Annotated in this window: 11 protein-coding genes; 7 read left to right on the top strand and 4 right to left on the bottom strand. The window is 66.5% G+C overall.

Annotated features, from left to right (window positions below; genetic code table 11):
- Nucleotides 1–47 precede the first annotated feature (47 nt).
- From glgP to R3F42_13520, 4 genes are all read right to left on the bottom strand, one after another.
- Nucleotides 48–2,717, bottom strand: coding sequence for an alpha-glucan family phosphorylase (gene glgP / locus R3F42_13535; protein ID MEZ5543045.1), 2,670 nt, complete (start codon nucleotides 2,715–2,717; stop codon nucleotides 48–50).
- Nucleotides 2,718–2,754: 37 nt separating this feature from the next.
- Nucleotides 2,755–4,014, bottom strand: a complete 1,260-nt coding sequence (locus R3F42_13530; GenBank protein ID MEZ5543044.1) for a hypothetical protein — start codon at nucleotides 4,012–4,014, stop codon at nucleotides 2,755–2,757.
- Between the two features lie 388 nt (nucleotides 4,015–4,402).
- A complete protein-coding gene (locus tag R3F42_13525; protein ID MEZ5543043.1) occupies nucleotides 4,403–4,711 on the bottom strand; it encodes an isoamylase early set domain-containing protein in 309 nt (102 codons plus the stop codon).
- A gap of 201 nt (nucleotides 4,712–4,912) precedes the next feature.
- The gene (locus R3F42_13520) at nucleotides 4,913–5,596 is read right to left on the bottom strand and encodes an ROK family protein (protein MEZ5543042.1); all 684 of its coding nucleotides are present in this window, start codon (nucleotides 5,594–5,596) and stop codon (nucleotides 4,913–4,915) included.
- A 368-nt stretch (nucleotides 5,597–5,964) separates the two neighbouring features.
- Between R3F42_13520 and pgi the strand changes: the two genes are divergently transcribed.
- The 7 genes from pgi to R3F42_13485 all read left to right on the top strand — a co-directional run.
- Nucleotides 5,965–7,641: a glucose-6-phosphate isomerase gene (pgi, locus tag R3F42_13515; protein ID MEZ5543041.1), complete on the top strand. Its 1,677-nt coding sequence runs from the start codon at nucleotides 5,965–5,967 to the stop codon at nucleotides 7,639–7,641.
- A 1-nt stretch (nucleotide 7,642) separates the two neighbouring features.
- Nucleotides 7,643–8,962: a glucose-1-phosphate adenylyltransferase gene (glgC, locus tag R3F42_13510; protein MEZ5543040.1), complete on the top strand. Its 1,320-nt coding sequence runs from the start codon at nucleotides 7,643–7,645 to the stop codon at nucleotides 8,960–8,962.
- Nucleotides 8,963–8,986: 24 nt separating this feature from the next.
- Nucleotides 8,987–10,693, top strand: coding sequence for a glycoside hydrolase family 57 protein (locus R3F42_13505; GenBank protein MEZ5543039.1), 1,707 nt, complete (start codon nucleotides 8,987–8,989; stop codon nucleotides 10,691–10,693).
- Between the two features lie 92 nt (nucleotides 10,694–10,785).
- On the top strand, nucleotides 10,786–12,144 hold the full coding sequence (gene malQ / locus R3F42_13500) for a 4-alpha-glucanotransferase (protein ID MEZ5543038.1): 1,359 nt from the start codon (nucleotides 10,786–10,788) through the stop codon (nucleotides 12,142–12,144).
- Nucleotides 12,128–14,332, top strand: a complete 2,205-nt coding sequence (gene glgB / locus R3F42_13495; GenBank protein ID MEZ5543037.1) for a 1,4-alpha-glucan branching protein GlgB — start codon at nucleotides 12,128–12,130, stop codon at nucleotides 14,330–14,332. Before malQ ends, glgB begins: the two co-directional genes overlap by 17 nt.
- Entirely contained in the window at nucleotides 14,329–15,795 is a 1,467-nt protein-coding gene (gene glgA / locus R3F42_13490) for a glycogen synthase GlgA (protein MEZ5543036.1), read from the top strand. The genes glgB and glgA overlap by 4 nt, the downstream gene beginning before the upstream one ends.
- A gap of 11 nt (nucleotides 15,796–15,806) precedes the next feature.
- Nucleotides 15,807–16,457, top strand: a 651-nt coding sequence (locus R3F42_13485) for a glycogen/starch/alpha-glucan phosphorylase (protein MEZ5543035.1), incomplete at its 3' end; no start/stop codon positions are given.

Here is a 16,457-nt window from a genome sequence, read left to right as displayed (position 1 = left end):
GTCGTTCTCCCTGGTGCGCGCCCCGCAGGCGCAGGCCGCGGCGGCGGCTAGTCGCGGCTCATGTCGCTGGAGACGCCGCCCGCTGCCGGCAGATAGCATTTCATGACGTAGTCCTTGACCATGCGGTCGGCGTTGAAGCGCCAGCCCAGCGTGCGGATCGAGCGTTTCATGCGCGTGATCCACGCATGCGGCAGCCCGTCCGTATCGCGACGGTAATACAGCGGGATGACCTCCTGCAACAGGGTCCGGTACAGGGCCGCACCGTCGTGCGCGTCCTGCCGCGCCTGGTCGGTGTGGGTTGCGCCGTTGCCGATGCTGAAGCCGTTGCGGCCGTCGTAAGCCTCCGCCCACCACCCGTCCAGCACCGAGAGATTGAGACCGCCGTTCAACACCACCTTCTGGCCGCTCGTGCCCGAGGCCTCCAGCGGGCGCCGCGGGGTGTTCAGCCACACATCGACGCCCTGTACCAGGTGGCGCGCGGTGTTCATGTCGTAGTCCTCCACGAACACGATCTTGCCGGCGAAGCGCGGGTCGCGGCTGAGCTGGTCGATCGTGCGCAGGATGCCCTTGCCGATACTGTCCTGGGGGTGGGCCTTGCCCGCGAACAGGATCTGCACCGGTGCCTGGGGATTGTTGACCAGGCGGTCCAGTGCCTCCAGGTCGGCGAGCAGCAGGTTGCCGCGCTTGTACTCCGCGAAGCGGCGCGCGAAGCCGATGGTCAGGGTGTCGAGGTTCAGCGAACGGCGCAGTTCCTCGATGACCGCCGCCGTCGCTCCGCGGCGCGTCTCCTGGCCGGTGACGCGGTGGCGCACGAAATCCAGCAGCCGCGCCTTCAGCACCTGGTGCGTTTCCCACAATTCCCCGTCGTCCAGCCGGTCGATGGCGCTCCAGACCTGCGGCTCGGCGCTGTGCCTGACCCAGTCCGGGCCGAAGTGGCGCTCGTAGAGGATGCGCATCTGCGGCGCCAGCCAGGACAGCACGTGCACCCCGTTGGTGATATGGCCGATGGGCGCCGGGCGGGCCGGCCAGAGGTCGCGCCACATCGACCGCGAGACCCGTCCATGCAGGGCGGAGACGCCGTTGCTGCGGCGTGACATCTTCAGCGCCAGCACCGTCATGCAGAATTTCTCTCCGGGATTGCCCGGCTCGACCCGGCCCAGTCCCATCAACGCATCGTGGCTCAGCCCCAGGGCATCGCGCAGCGGGCCCAGGTGCTCCTCCACCAGGTCGGTGGTGAAGCGGTCGTGGCCGGCCGGCACCGGCGTGTGCGTGGTGAAGACGTTGCGGCGCGCCACGCGCAGCATCGCCTCCCAGAAATCGACGCCTTCCGTCTGCATGCGCCGGCGTGCCATCTCGAGTGCGGCAAAGGCGCTGTGGCCCTCGTTCATGTGCACCACGCCCGGGCTGATGCCCAGTGCCTCGAGCGCCCGGATGCCGCCGACGCCGAGCAGCAGTTCCTGGCGGATGCGGGTGCGCGCGTCGCCGCCGTAGAGCCGGGCAGTCAGTTCGCGGTCCTGCTCGTTGTTCTCGGGCACGTCGGAATCCAGCAGCAGCAGCGTGCAGCGGCCCACCGTCAGTTTCCACACCAGTGCGGACAGCGTGCCGGTGCGGGTGTCGATGGAGATCATCAGGGGTTGCCCGTCGCTGTCGGTCGCGGGCTCCATGGGCAGCTGCACCGCGTCCACGTCGAGGTAGTCCTCGTGCTGCCAGCCGTCCTGATCCAGATACTGGTGGAAATAGCCCTGGCCGTAATACAGCCCGACGCCGATCAGCGGCACGCCGAGATCGGACGCGCTCTTGATGTGATCGCCGGCGAGGATGCCGAGTCCCCCGGAATACACGGGCACCGATTCGTGCAGGCCGAATTCGGCGGAGAAGTAGGCGACGGGGCGGGCGCCGAGCACGCCGGCATGGGTGTCGCCCCAGCTGTCCTGGTTCCTGAGGTATTCCTGCAGCCGCCGGCAGCACTGGTTGATGGCGCCGCTCAGGACGTGACGGTCGATGCGCTCTTCGAGCTCGAACAGCGGTATCTCGGCGATCAGCGCGACCGGGTTGTGGTCCAGCTGGTGCCAGCGCTCGGGGTTGAGCGCGTGGAACAGCTCCTCTGCCGCCATGTCCCAGCACCACCACAGGTTGCGGGACAGGCCGTAGAGGCGTTCGAAGTCCGGGGCGATCAGCTGCTCGATGCGCCGGACCTCGCTGACGATGGGGCCGAGCGGCAGCACCGTCTCCATCAGGCCCGCGATTTCCTCCCGGCTGAAGCTGCGCGCAGCCTCGTTCTGCAGGACCAGCACGCCCTGCAGCAGTCCCCGGTCCAGCAGGGGCAGTCCGACGAAGGAATGGTAGGGTTCCTCGCCGGTTTCCGGAAAGTACTTGAAGCGCGCATGGCGGGTCGCATCCTCCACTGCGATCGGTCGCGATTCCTGGGCCACCAGGCCGGCCAGCCCCTCCTGTAGACTCATGCGCACCCGGCGTACGGACTCGGGGCGCAGGCCCCGGGTGGCGGCGAGCACCAGATGGGTGCGATCGGGCTCGAGCAGGTACACCGAACAGACGTCGGTGCGGATGTACTCCTGGATCAGCCGGATCACGGTGTTCAGCGTCTCCGCCGGATCGCTGCGCTCGGCGACCATGAAGCGCAGGGCTTCCAGGCTCGGTCGCGGTGTCGGCGGCAACTGCGCGAGCGCGGGTTCCAGGGTTGCGATGCTGTCAGTCATGTCCGTAACGGTGCTGGGCATGCCGCGGTGTGCGCTGCTAACCCGCCGCCTGACCCTGATGCGTGCGACTGGCCAGTGCCTGCAGTTCGAGCAGTTCCTCCTCCACGCCCGCGGCATGGGTCAGTTGCGCGACGTTGTCCTTGGCGAAGAAGCCCTGGAAATCTCCGAAGCGCTGGACGTACTCGACGATCAGCGAGGAATGCTCCGAGGCGCTGGAGAAGATCTGCTTCAGGCCCTGGTCGCGCGAGCCTATCACGTCGAGCAGGAAGTCGCGCCCCTGCGCGGCGATCTGCCGGACCACGTACTCGATGTTTTCCCGGCCGTCGGTCATGCCGTCGCGCACGGCCAGGGCGATGTGGTGCAGGCGCGGTCCGTAGTTGCGCACGAAGGTCTCGGTGGGCGAGGGGAGCCGCTCCAGATGGTTGACGAAGTAGGGCGTGTTGTTGGCGGTGAACACCTTGGCCGGACTGTGTATCTCGTTGGCATGGTGCACGTTCTTGGTGACGTTGGTGGACGAATTCTGATCGCGGATGTCGTAGGAACCCCAGTAGTAATAGCTGGACAGCGACAGCCATTCCAGGATGGCGACCTCGCGGTTCTGGCTGTAGACGCGCGTGGCGAGGTGATCGATCGGCAGGATCAGGTCGTCGATTGCCAGCTGCTTCTGCAATTCCTTCGCCGCCAGGTAGACCTCCTGCACCTCCGGCATGATGCTGCTGATGCCGAGGGCATAGACCCTGATCTGGTCCAGCGGACGTTCGATGTAACCGACGATGTTGTGCGTGTAGGGTGACGGTTTGACGATGGCCAGGTTGCCGGGCAGTTCCAGCTTGCGGGTTTCGTCCTGGGAGAAGAACCGGAATTCCCGTGCCTGCTGGCACTCGACCACATCGTGCAGATTGCTGACGCGCAGGATCTCGCCCATGTAGCGGCTGTTGGGTTTGCGGGCGCCGATCGGGTAGACCTCGTTCAGGCTGCGAAAGATGCCGCGCGTGCGCTTGTCCTTCACTTCGCGCACCAGAAAATCCGGCGAGTTCATGTCGATACGCAGGACGTGGGTCCAGTGGCTCTTGCTCTCCAGGGTCACCAGGTAGTGATAGGGCGTCATCAGTGCGAGTTCGCCGATGTAGCGGATGGAGTGGCCGGGATCGACGGTGATCATGATCGCCTCGATCCGGTCGATCATGTCGGTCAGGCCGCTGCGGTCGCGTTCCTCGAGGAGCAAGCGGAGGTAGTTTTCGAAAAACGGGGAGTTTTCCTTGTCGCCGTGACGGGGAAAAGCGGTCGAGTCGGTCATGTGGGATGGCATCCTGCGGGCTGAGAAATGCAGTATCAGCTGCAATATCCGCGCCAGCGCTGCCCGTGATCGCGAATATCGCGGCCGCCGCGGCAGTTGCGGCAGCCGCTGCCGCAGGACGCGCCGGGACGGCGCGGCGGCCGCGGGGATATCTGCACAATCATGTGGCGTGGCGCCGCCGCCGTGCACCAAGAGTGCGCGCGGCAGCGTGCATGCAGTGCCCGCAGGGCGGGGCGGCTGGCCGCCGCGACGGCCGGGAGGTTACGATCCCGCGACGCGCCCGGCATTGGGGCAGCCGGAGCGGCCGGCCTGCGTGGCGGTGTGAACCCGGTCCGTGCCGGTGCGCGCCGGACGGCTGCGCGGCGCGCGCGGGATCACGCGTCAGGTGCTAGACCACGACGACGGAATTCTCCGCGTTGCCGTAGGGGGTCGGGACGTATTTGTCCGCTTCCCAGTCGTTTTCCCAGGTGTTCTCGTCGATCAGATAGCGGAACTGGTACTCGTGGTTGGGTTCGAGTTCGAGCGTGACCTTGAACGTGCCGTCCTTGAGCTTCTGCAGCGGGATCGCATAGATGTCCCAGCTGTTGAAATCGCCGACGATGTGGACGCTGTTCGCGTCCGGCGCGGCGGCGGCCGGCACCCGGAACGTGACCTTGCAGACGGGCTTGGACTTGAGATACTGCTTGCTGAGGCTCATGCCTTCTCCTCCTCGACGCTGTCGTAGTGTGTCTGCGTGCGCAGTACAAGGCATGCATAGATTTAGTCGAGCAGGCCGGACAAGGCAAGCGATTTTTCCGGCCTCCGGCGCGGTCCCCGCATGCAGCGGCCGGGTTCTTGACCGACATCAAACGCGGCAGCGGGTAGCCGGCGCTAGGTCCGGTCCGGTGACGCCGGCGGCCTATGGCCCGCCCGGCGCCGGGGCCGCGTCCGGGTCCCACAAACGGAAACCGCCGGTGAAGGCATTGCTGTTGTCGCCGCGCAGCACGCCCGCGGGCAGCTCGGCGTCGGTGAACTTCCACACATTGCCGCCGCCGAGCACCACGTAGTCCGGATTCAGGACATAGCGGAACAGCGCGATCGCCTCCAGCACCCGGGTCTTCCATGCGGCGAGCCCCGCCCGGTCCAGGCCAGCCTTGCCGAGCGCCTGTTCGAAGGTCAGACCGTCGTGAAACGGCAGGTGCGCGAGTTCCATCGCCACGATGTGCCCCTCGTGGATGAGCGCGGTGCCGAGCCCCGTTCCCAGTCCCAGGAACAGCATGTGGCCGCCGCGGTAGCTCCCCAGCGCCTGCATGGCGGCGTCGTTGATCATCCGTACCGGGCAGCCGAAGGCGGCGGGATAGTCGAACTCCACCCAGCCGGTACCGAGGTTGACCGGTTCGCGCTGCGGCCGGTTGTCGCGCACCGGGCCGGGAAAGCCGATCGCGACCCGGTCGAACCGCCAGTCGGCGCAGGTCGCCGTGATGCCCTGCAGCAGCTGCTGCGGGGACATGTGCGGCGGTGTGGGAAAGCTGCGCGGTGCGTTCGTGCCGGTGAGTGCCAGCTTGACGCTCAGTCCCCCGATATCCACCACGAGTACATTCATGCGCAATCCGATCTCCGCTGCACGCCCAGCGACCGCACGCAGGGTAGCACGTCGTTGGCTGCTGGCAATCCCGGGGCTTGCCGCGTGTGGCGGTCGGCCATGGCGGGGCTGGCGGAAAATTGATTTGCGTCAATAGTCTGCAATACGCGCTGTACTAAATTAACCCCGGGATTGCTACCGCATGGGCCGGCGGCACGCGCGACGGGCCGGTGCTGTGCCGCGTGCCCGTGCGCGATACCCATGCGTACCGTCCTGTGTCCGTGTATCCTTGGGCGCCGCCGGTCAGGCGCGACCGGCAGCACGGGCCTGCGTGGCGGTCCGCCGATGCCGGGGGGCATCCCGTTTGCCAGGGAACAAGACCTGAACTTATGAATGCATCATCACCCAGCACGTCACTGAATCGCCTGCCGGTGATCGCGCAGCTGTGGCAGCATCACGCCGAGATCGAGGGCCAGCACCTGCGCGCCCTGTTCGCGGCCGATCCGGGCCGGGCGCGGCGTTACGCGCTGGAATTCGACGGCCTGCTGCTCGACTATTCCAAAAACCGCGTCAACGACGAGACCCTGAGTTTGCTCTGCACCCTGGCGGAGGATGCCGGACTCGCGCGCATGCGCGAGCAGCTGTTCTCCGGCGCCCGCATCAACCTCACCGAGGGGCGGGCGGTGCTGCACACGGCCCTGCGCAACCGTAGCGACCGTCCCGTGTACGTGGACGGCGACGACGTCATGCCGGCGGTGCGGGCGGAACTCGAACACATGGCGGCGTTCAGCCGCGGGGTGCGCAGCGGCGAGTGGCTGGGCTACACCGGCAAGCCGGTCACCGACGTGGTGAACATCGGCATCGGCGGGTCCGATCTCGGCCCGCGCATGGTGTGCACCGCGCTGCGCCCGCTGTGGCACGAGCGCCTGCGCATGCACTTCGTGTCCAACGTCGACGGCATGCAGATCGAGCAACTGCTCGACGGCCTGGATCCCGCGACCACGCTGTTCATCGTCGCCTCCAAGACCTTCACCACCCAGGAAACGCTGACCAATGCCGGCGCGGCGCGGGCGTGGTTCCTGCAGGCGGCCGGCGCGACGGCACATATCGCGCGGCATTTCGTCGCGGTGTCCACCAACCGCGAGGCCGTCGAGGCCTTCGGCATCGATGCCGCCAACATGTTCGTGTTCTGGAACTGGGTTGGCGGCAGGTACTCGCTGTGGTCGGCCATCGGCCTGTCCATCATGCTGGCCATCGGCCCGGAGGCATACGAGGAACTGCTGGCCGGCGCCCACGCCATGGACGAGCATTTCCGCACGGCGCCGTACGCGCATAACATGCCGGTGCTGCTGGCCCTGCTCGGGTTCTGGTACCGGCACTACTTCGGCGCCGCCACCCAGGTGGTGCTGCCCTACGATCACCTGCTGCGGCTGCTGCCGCTGTACCTGCAGCAGGCCGACATGGAAAGCAACGGCAAGTCGGTCGACCGCAACGGCAACAGCGTCGACTATCCCACCGCGCCGGTGCTGTGGGGCGAGAGCGGCATCAACGGCCAGCACTCCTTCTACCAGCTGCTGCATCAGGGCACGCAGCTGATCCCGGCGGATTTCATCGCCAGCATGCGGACGCAGGCACGCAGCCGGGACCAGCACGACATCATGATCTCCAACGTCATCGCCCAGGGCGAGGCGCTCATGATCGGCCGCGACCGGGACCAGACGGCGCGCGCTCTGGCCGGCGCCGGCACCGACCCGGCCACCGCCGCCCTGCGGCTGCCGCACATGGTGTTTCCGGGCAACCGGCCGAGCAACACGATCTTCATCGATTGCATCACGCCGCACCGCCTGGGCGCCCTGATTGCGCTCTACGAGCACAAGATCTTCGTGCAGGGCGTGCTGTGGAATATCAATTCGTACGATCAGTGGGGCGTGGAGCTGGGCAAACAGCTGGCCAAGCAGGTGCTCGGGCAGCTGCAGGCCGAGACCGACGCCACCGATCACGATTCGTCGACCAACCGGCTGATCAACCACTACCGCGCGCACAGCCGGCATCCGCAAGAGGGCTAAGATGGCAAACGTTACACCGGAAGAACAGGCCAAAAAATACAGGTACTACATCGAACCCAATCAGGTCAGCGACCTGACCCGCACCACGCTGGTACTCATCCTTGCCGGCGGCGAGGGCTCACGCCTGTACGACCTGACCCGCTGGCGCGCCAAGCCGGCGGTGCCGTTCGGCGGCAAGTTCCGCATCATCGATTTCGCGCTGTCCAACTGCATCAATTCCGGCCTGCGCCGCATCGGCGTGCTCACCCAGTACCGTGCGCATTCCCTGATCCGCCACCTGCAGCGTGCCTGGAGCTTCCTGCGCAACGAGATCGGCGAGTTCGTGGAAATCCTGCCGGCCCAGCAGCGCACCTCGGAGAAGCAGTGGTACAAGGGCACCGCGGATGCGCTCTACCAGAACATCGACATCATCCGCCGCCACTCGCCGGATTACGTCATGGTGCTGGGCGGGGATCACATCTACACCATGGACTATTCCAAGATGCTGATCCACCACGTCGAGAACAACGCCGACTTCACCGTCGGCTGCATCGAGGCGCCGCTGGACCAGGCCACGGCCTTCGGCGTGATGAGCGTCGACGAGAAACTGCGCATCACGCGCTTCACGGAAAAGCCGGAGCGTCCCGAACCCATGCCGGGCAAACCGGACGTGGCGCTGGTGTCGATGGGCATCTACATCTTCTCCACCCGTGTGCTCTACGACATCCTGCGCAACGATGCCGCCGACCTGAGTTCGTCGCACGATTTCGGCCGCGACATCATACCGGCCCGCATCAACGACCTGAACGTCGTGGCGTATCCGTTCCGGGACGAGGACGGCGAGCCGGCCTACTGGCGCGATGTCGGTACCGTGGATTCCTACTGGTCGGCCAACATCGAGCTGTGCGACGTGGAGCCGGAGCTGAACCTGTACGACCGCTACTGGCCGATCTGGACCTACCAGACCCAGCACCCGCCGGCCAAGTTCGTGTTCGACGAGGAAGACCGGCGCGGCATCGCAATCGACTCGCTGATCTCGGCGGGCTGCATCATCTCGGGCGCGCAGATCCGGCGCTCGGTGATCTTCTTCGCCACCACTGTCGGCAGCTACAGCAAGGTGACCAATTCCGTGGTGTTGCCGAAGGTCACCATCGGTGACAACTGCAGGATCACCAACACCATCATCGACAAGGGCTGCGTCATCCCGGACGGCACGGTCATCGGCGAGAACCTGGAGGAGGACGCCCGCCAGTTCCACATCACCCCCACGGGTATACGCCTGGTTACCCCGGCCATGCTGGGCCAGAATCTTTATGGTATCGTCGACCCGCGCGCCGACTGACGCGTGCTGCCATGAGGAACGGCCATGAAATTCGTGCTTTGCTGGCACATGCACCAGCCGTATTACCGCGACGAGCTGCAGGGCGTCTATCACCTCCCCTGGGTATACCTCCACGCCATGAAGGACTATTCCGACATGGCCTGGCACCTCGAGCAGCACCCTGGCATGCGCCTGGTGGTGAATTTCGCGCCGGTGCTGCTGGAGCAGCTGCTGGACTACAGTACCCAGCTCGATGCCTTCCTCACCAGCGGCAAGCCGCTCAATGACTCGCTGCTGAACCTGCTGGCGGGGGTGACGCCGATCCCGCAGGACGTCAAGGCACGGCTGGAGATCATCCGGCATTGCCAGCGCTGCAACGGCCCGACCATGATCGAGCCGTGGCCCGCCTTCAAGGCGCTGGCCGAGTACCCGCGGCGCATGCTGGAGCCCCAGCAGGTGCACGGCACCGAGCCCGTGGCGCTGGGCTACCTGAACGAGCAGTACTTCCACGACCTGCTCACCTGGTACCACCTGGCCTGGCTGGGCTATTCCTACAAGCAGCAGACGCGGGTGCGCGCGCTGCTCGACAAGCGCGGCGGCTACACGCTGGCAGACCGGCTCGCGCTGCTCGGCATCATCCGGGAATGCATCAGCGACATCATCCCGCGCTACAAGCGCCTCGCCGGGCGCGGCCAGATCGAGCTCTCGATGACGCCCTGGGGCCACCCGATCGTGCCGCTGCTGAACGATTTCAGCAATGCCAGCTGCGCCCTGCCGGAGGCGCCGCGCCCCACCGCCAGCGCCTACCCGGGCGGCCGCAGCCGCAGCCGCTGGCACATGCGCCAGGGGATCGAGCTGTTCGACCGCTGTTTCGGTCGCAAACCGCACGGGGTATGGCTGTCCGAGGGCAGCATCAGCAAGGATGCCCTGGAACTGCTGGACGAGTTCGACATGCAGTGGACGGCGTCCGGGGAGAACGTGTGGCGCAACAGCGCGCGGCTGTCCAAGCTGGCGGAGCAGGATATCGCCAGCAAGCGCGGCCTGTTCCAGGCCTACCACGCCAGCGGCGGCAAGTGCAGGATCTTCTTCCGCGACGACGGCCTGTCCGACCTGATCGGTTTCGAGTACCGCAACTGGGATGCGGGCGACGCGGTGGCGAATTTCATCATGCACCTGCGCAACATCACCAAGTTCCTCGACGCGGCCGCCGACGACTGCTGCATCAGCGTGATCCTGGATGGCGAGAACGCCTGGGAATACTACCCGGACAACGGCGTGCACTTCATCGAGCGCCTCTACCGCGCCCTGATCGAGGAACCGGGGGTCGAGACGATCACCTTCTCGCAGGCCGCCACGCTGCCGGCTGTCAAGCTGCCGTCCATCTGTCCCGGCAGCTGGGTGTTCGGGTCCTTTTCCACCTGGATCGGCGATGCCGAGAAGAACCGGGCCTGGGACCTGCTCGTCGAAGCCAAGCGCGACTACGACCGTTTCATGGACGTCACCACCCTGGACGAGCAGCAGCGCACCCGGATCACGCGCCAGCTGGCGATCTGCGAGGGTTCGGACTGGTTCTGGTGGTTCGGCGACTATAACCCGAGCGAGTCGGTGCAGGACTTCGACCAGCTCTATCGCAGCCAGTTGCGCATGCTGTACCAGCTGATGGGCATGCCCGCGCCGCCGTCGCTGGAAATCCCCATTTCGATGGGCAAGGCCCAGACCCGCGGCGGTTCCGGGACCATGCGCCGGAACTGATACCCGGCGGCCCGGCGCGCGCACCGACGGCCGGATGGCGGGCGCGCCTCCATCCCGCCCTGCATGCGCGGGGCATGAACGAGCGATCAGTCATGACAAGCAACCCTCTGTTACGCAGACGCAGCGGCATTCTGTTGCATCCCACCAGCCTGCCGTCGCGGCGGCTCGACGCGGCCGAGCGTTGGCTGGATTTCATGGCGGCGGCAGGGCAGGGCGTGTGGCAGGTGTTACCGCTAGGCATGCCCTGCCGCGGTTACTCCCCGTACCAGTGCCTGTCGGCATTCGCCGCCAATCCGGCACTGCTGCCGCTCGACAGCGACATGCAGCCGCAGCCGGATGATCCGGACTACCGGGTCTGGCAGTCACAGCAGGCGTTCTGGCTGGATGATTTCGTCGACTTCCTGCTGCTCAAGCAACTGCACGACAACCGGCCCTGGTACGAATGGCCGGACGCCTACCGCCAGCGCCGACCCGGCGCGCTCGCCGGCATGCGGCTGAAGCATGTGCACCGACTCGACCTGATTCGCTGGCAGCAGTACCAGATCTACCGCAGCTGGCAGGAGATCCGCGCCGCCGCCGCGGCGCGCGATATCGTGCTGTTCGGCGACATGCCGATCTTCGTGGCGCACGACAGCGTCGACGTCTGGGCCGCGCCGCAGCGCTTTCTGCTCGATGCCGACGGGCAGCTGGCCGCGGTGACCGGGGTGCCACCGGACTATTTCTCGGCCACCGGGCAGCGCTGGGGTAATCCGCACTATGACTGGGAAGTGCACCGGGCGGAGGGGTTCGAGTGGTGGCTGCAGCGCCTGCAGAGCCACTTCCAGTGGTTCGACCTGGTCCGAATCGATCATTTCCGCGGACTGGAGGCCGTGTGGGTGATCGACCGCGACTGTCCGACTGCGGAGCGGGGCGAATGGGTCAAGACCCCGGGCGACGAGCTGTTGTTGAAGCTGCAGCAGCGGATGGGTAATCTTCCGCTGGTGGCGGAGGATCTCGGCATCATCACCCCGGCCGTGACCGAGCTGCGCAAGCGTTTCCACCTGCCCGGCATGGCCGTGCTGCAGTTCGCCTTCGACGCCTTTGATGACAACCCGCACAAGCCCCGCAATATCACCCCCGATACCGTGGTCTATACCGGTACCCATGACAACGACACGACCCGGGGCTGGTTCGACTCGCTGCAGCCGCACGAGCAGCGTTTCGTCCTCGAGAACCTGGGCATCGGCGATCCCGCCGCTGTCGTTACGGCCATGATGATCGCCGCCATGCAGAGCCGGGCGCAGCTGTGCGTGCTGCCGCTGCAGGATGTGCTCGGGCTGGATTCCTCCGCCCGCATGAACATTCCCGGCAACGATGGCGAACACTGGCGCTGGCGCTTCGACTGGTCCCAGATCACACCGGCAACCGCCGCACGCCTGAAGGAGATGAGCAACCATGCGCAGCGCAGCTGATACCACCGCCGCCGACCAACGACTGAGTCCCGCCCGGCAACGCGTCCAGGAGGGCAGTATGCACGACCCATTCGAGGTGCTGGGGGTGCATCCGTGCGCCGACGGTACGCGCGAGGTGACGGTCTTCCTGCCGCCGGCGGAGTCGGTCGAACTCGACGGGGCCGGGGCGATGCAGCGCATTCCGGGCAGTGATTTCTTCGTGCGCGTGCTGCAGCCGGCGGACCGGCTGCCGCGCCATTACAGCCTCACCTGGACCGAAAAACACTCAGCCGAGGTGCACCGCCAGGTTTCGCCGTACAGCTTCGCGGCGCAGATCAGCGATTTCGACCTGCACCTGTTCCAGGAAGGCCGGCATCAGCATGCCTGGCAATTCCTCGGCGCGCGGCCGGCGACTATCGATGCCGTGGCGGGCGTGCAGTTCGCGGTCTGGGCGCCGGGCGTGACGCGCGTCAGCGTGGTCGGCGATTTCAACGGCTGGGACGGGCGCCGTCACCCGATGCGCTGCCGTGGTTCCTCCGGCATCTGGGAGCTGTTCATACCCGGCCTGCAGGCTGGCGACGCCTACAAGTACGAGGTGATGGCCCGCAACGGCCAGGCCTTCACGAAGACCGACCCGTACGCCCGGCGCATGGCTATGCGCCCGGATACCACCTCGATCGTGCCGGCCGACAGCGCCTGGTCCTGGTCGGACGACGACTGGCTCGCCGCGCGTGCGCGCTTTGACTGGCAGCACCGCCCGGTGAGCATCTACGAGGTGCATGCCGGGTCGTGGCGGCGCGGCGCCGACGGCGGTTTTCTCAACTGGCGCGAACTGGCGGCGCAGCTGATACCCTACGTGCTCGACCTCGGCTACACCCACATCGAGCTGATGCCGGTGAGCGAGCACCCGCTGGACGAGTCCTGGGGCTACCAGGTGACCGGTTATTTCGCGCCGACCGCGCGCCACGGCAGTCCGGACGACCTGCGCTACTTCATCGAGCAGTGCCACGTGCACGGACTCGGCGTCCTGCTCGACTGGGTACCGGCGCATTTCCCGCGCGATTTCTACGCGCTGGCGCGCTTCACCGGCGAGGCGACCTACGAGCACGCCGATCCGCGGCGCGGCGAGCACCAGGACTGGGGCACGCTGGTGTTCGACTACGGGCGGCGCGAGGTGCACAACTTCCTGCTCACCAATGCGGTTTACTGGCTGGAGGAATTCCACATCGACGGGCTGCGCGTGGATGCCGTCGCCTCGATGCTCTACCTGGACTATTCGCGCCGCGAGGGCGAATGGTCGCCCAACCAGTTCGGCGGGCGCGAGAATCTGGAGGCCATCGATTTCCTGCGCGAGCTGAACCGTGTCGTGCACGGCCTGTTCCCGGGCGTGCTGACCATCGCCGAGGAATCCACTTCCTGGCCGATGGTGTCGCGGCCGGTGGAGATCGGTGGCCTGGGATTCAGCCTGAAGTGGAACATGGGCTGGATGAACGACTGTCTCTCCTATATCGAGGAGGACCCGGTACACCGCAAGTATCACCACAACAAGCTCACCTTCAGTCAGCTCTATGCCTGGACCGAGAATTTCGTCCTGCCGCTCTCGCACGACGAGGTCGTCCACGGCAAGCGCAGCATGCTCAGCAAGATGCCGGGCGATCACTGGCAGAAGATGGCCAACCTGCGCCTGTTCTATGCCTGGCAGTATGCCCATCCCGGCAAGAAGCTGCTGTTCATGGGCGGCGAGTTCGGGCAATGGCTGGAATGGGACGCGCGCCATACCATCGACTGGCCGCTGCTGGACGTTGCCACGCACCGTGGCCTCCAGACCCTGGTGCGCGATCTCAACCGACTCTACCGCGAACAGCCCGCGTTGTACCGCTACGATCACGACCCCGCCGGTTTCCGCTGGATCGACTGCCATGACAGCGACCAGTCGGTGCTGAGCCTGCTGCGCATGTCCGACGTGCCGGAGCAGAGTATCGTCTGCGTGCTGAACTTCACACCGGTGGTGCGGCGCGGCTACCGCATCGGTGTGCCGCCGGCCGGGTATTACCGGGAAATCCTCAACACCGATTCGGAATTCTACGGCGGCAGCAATACCGGTAACGGTGCCGTGACCGTGGAACCACTGCCATGGATGGATTTCGCACAGTCCATCGAGCTCACCCTGCCACCGCTGGGGGCGATCTTCCTGCAAGGGCAGCGATGAGAGTACTGCACGTCATCAGCGAGCTGTTTCCGCTCATCAAGACCGGCGGACTCGGCGATTTCGGCTATAGCCTGCCGCATGCGCTCGCGGACCTCGGCGCCGACGTGCGCCTGCTGCTGCCGGCCTACGGCGATGTGCTGCGCGCGGTGCGCCGGCCGCGGCCGCTGCTGAGCATCGACATCCCGCTGGCCGGGCGGATGCACACCTTCCATCTGCTCGAAGTGCGCCCGGAAGGATTCCGGGTGCCGGTCTGGCTGGCGGACTGTCCGGCACTGTTCGACCGCCCGGGCAACCCCTACGTCGATGCCTACGGTGCCGACTGGCCGGACAACGCCGAGCGCTACAGCGCCTTCGCCCAGTTCGCGGCGCGGCTGGCGGGCTCGGTCGCACCGGCCGGCTGGCGCCCCGATGTGGTGCATTGCCACGACTGGCAGACCGGCCTGGTCCCGGCGTACCTGCGGCTGCAGCCCGGGTCGCCGCGCAGCGTGTTCACCATCCACAACCTGGCCTTCGGCGGTCACTTTTCGCGCGCCGAATTCCAGCGCCTGCAACTGCCGGAGTCGTGGTGGCACCTGGAAGGCGTGGAGTTTCACGGCGGTTTTTCCATGCTCAAGGCGGCGCTGGTGTACGCGGATGCGATCACCACGGTCAGCCGCACCTACGCCAAGGAGATCCTGACGCCGGCCTTCGGGCACGGCATGGACGGCGTGCTGCGCCACTACGCCTGGAAGCTGCGCGGCATCCTCAACGGCCTGGATCACGCCATCTGGGACCCGGTCCACGACAAGCTGCTGGCGCTGAACTACGGAATCGGCAACCGCGCGATGGGCCGCGCGGTCAATCGCAAGGCGCTGTACGAGGCGCTGGACTGGCGGCCGGCGGCGGTGGTGCGGGACCAGCCGCTGTTCGGCTCGGTCGGGCGGCTGACGGCCCAGAAGGGCTGCGACCTGCTGGCGGAAGCCGCGGGCCGCCTGCTGGCTCAGGCGCGGGCGGCATTCGTGATCGTCGGCGACGGCCAGCAGGAGTACATCGACCGGTTGCAGCAGCTGCAGGCCAGGTTTCCGGACCGGGTGCGGCTGTTTGTCGGCTATTCGGAGCGGCTCGCCCACCTGGTCGAGGCGGGGGCGGATTTCTTCGTAATGCCATCACGTTACGAACCCTGCGGGCTGAACCAGCTGTACAGCCTGTGCTACGGCACCCCGCCGGTGGTGCACCACACCGGCGGGCTCGCGGACACCGTGGTCGACGCCAGCGCGGAAAACCTGGCTGCCGGCAGCGCCACCGGCATCGTGTTTCACACACCCGATGCGGGGGAGCTGCACGCCGCGCTGTTGCGCGCGGTGGCGCTGTTCCATCACCCGCGCTACTGGCCGCAGGTCCAGCAAACCGCCATGCAGCAGGATTTCAGCTGGCGCGAAAGTGCGCGACAATACCTGGCACTGTACAGCGAACCCGGAATCTGACCGCCACAGCCATGAATGACACTCATCCCAAGCACAAGGAACTCTGCCTGCTGCCCGTTATGGAGCCGTTGCCGGTCGATGCCGACACCATACGCAGAGACTTCGATTTCTACCTGACCCATCATCGCGGTCACTTCCTCGGCTGTACGCCGGTGGACGTCTACCAGGCGCTGGCCGTGGCGATCCGCGACCGGCTCATGGCCGACTGGCGCAATACCTGGCGCGCCTTCACCCGCCCGGGGACGCGTCGCGCCTGCTACCTGTCGCTGGAATTCCTGATGGGGCGGGCGCTGGGCAACCACCTGCTCAACCTGGAGCTGCGCGACGCGGCCGCCGGCGCGATGCAGCAGCATGCGCTGGCCCTGGAGGAGATCGAGAGCGAGGAGGTCGATGCCGGGCTCGGCAACGGCGGCCTGGGGCGGCTGGCCGCCTGCTTCATGGACAGCTGCGCGAGCCTGCAGCTGCCGGTGATCGGCTACGGCATCCGCTACCAGTACGGCATGTTCCACCAGCACATCAAGGAGGGCTACCAGGTCGAGGACCCCGATCACTGGCTGCGCGACGGTTTCCCGTGGGAGATCGAGCGCCCGGAATTCACCCGCATGGTACGTTTCGGCGGACGCGTGGAGCATTACCGCGACGCGGACAACCGTCCGCGCGTG

The sequence above is a fragment of the Pseudomonadota bacterium genome, assembly GCA_041395565.1.
Taxonomy (GTDB): Bacteria; Pseudomonadota; Gammaproteobacteria; order UBA9214; family UBA9214; genus UBA9214.
Note: the sequence above shows the minus strand (reverse complement) of the source record. Positions and strands in the feature narration are given on the sequence as shown.

Excerpts from the sequence above, each read along its gene's own strand:
- glgP (MEZ5543045.1), bottom strand. The coding sequence starts at position 2,717 with ATGACTGACAGCATCGCAACCCTGGAACCCGCGCTCGCGCAGTTGCCG.
- R3F42_13530 (MEZ5543044.1), bottom strand. The coding sequence starts at position 4,014 with ATGACCGACTCGACCGCTTTTCCCCGTCACGGCGACAAGGAAAACTCC.
- R3F42_13525 (MEZ5543043.1), bottom strand. The coding sequence starts at position 4,711 with ATGAGCCTCAGCAAGCAGTATCTCAAGTCCAAGCCCGTCTGCAAGGTC.
- R3F42_13520 (MEZ5543042.1), bottom strand. The coding sequence starts at position 5,596 with ATGAATGTACTCGTGGTGGATATCGGGGGACTGAGCGTCAAGCTGGCA.
- pgi (MEZ5543041.1), top strand. The coding sequence starts at position 5,965 with ATGAATGCATCATCACCCAGCACGTCACTGAATCGCCTGCCGGTGATC.
- glgC (MEZ5543040.1), top strand. The coding sequence starts at position 7,643 with ATGGCAAACGTTACACCGGAAGAACAGGCCAAAAAATACAGGTACTAC.
- R3F42_13505 (MEZ5543039.1), top strand. The coding sequence starts at position 8,987 with ATGAAATTCGTGCTTTGCTGGCACATGCACCAGCCGTATTACCGCGAC.
- malQ (MEZ5543038.1), top strand. The coding sequence starts at position 10,786 with ATGACAAGCAACCCTCTGTTACGCAGACGCAGCGGCATTCTGTTGCAT.
- glgB (MEZ5543037.1), top strand. The coding sequence starts at position 12,128 with ATGCGCAGCGCAGCTGATACCACCGCCGCCGACCAACGACTGAGTCCC.
- glgA (MEZ5543036.1), top strand. The coding sequence starts at position 14,329 with ATGAGAGTACTGCACGTCATCAGCGAGCTGTTTCCGCTCATCAAGACC.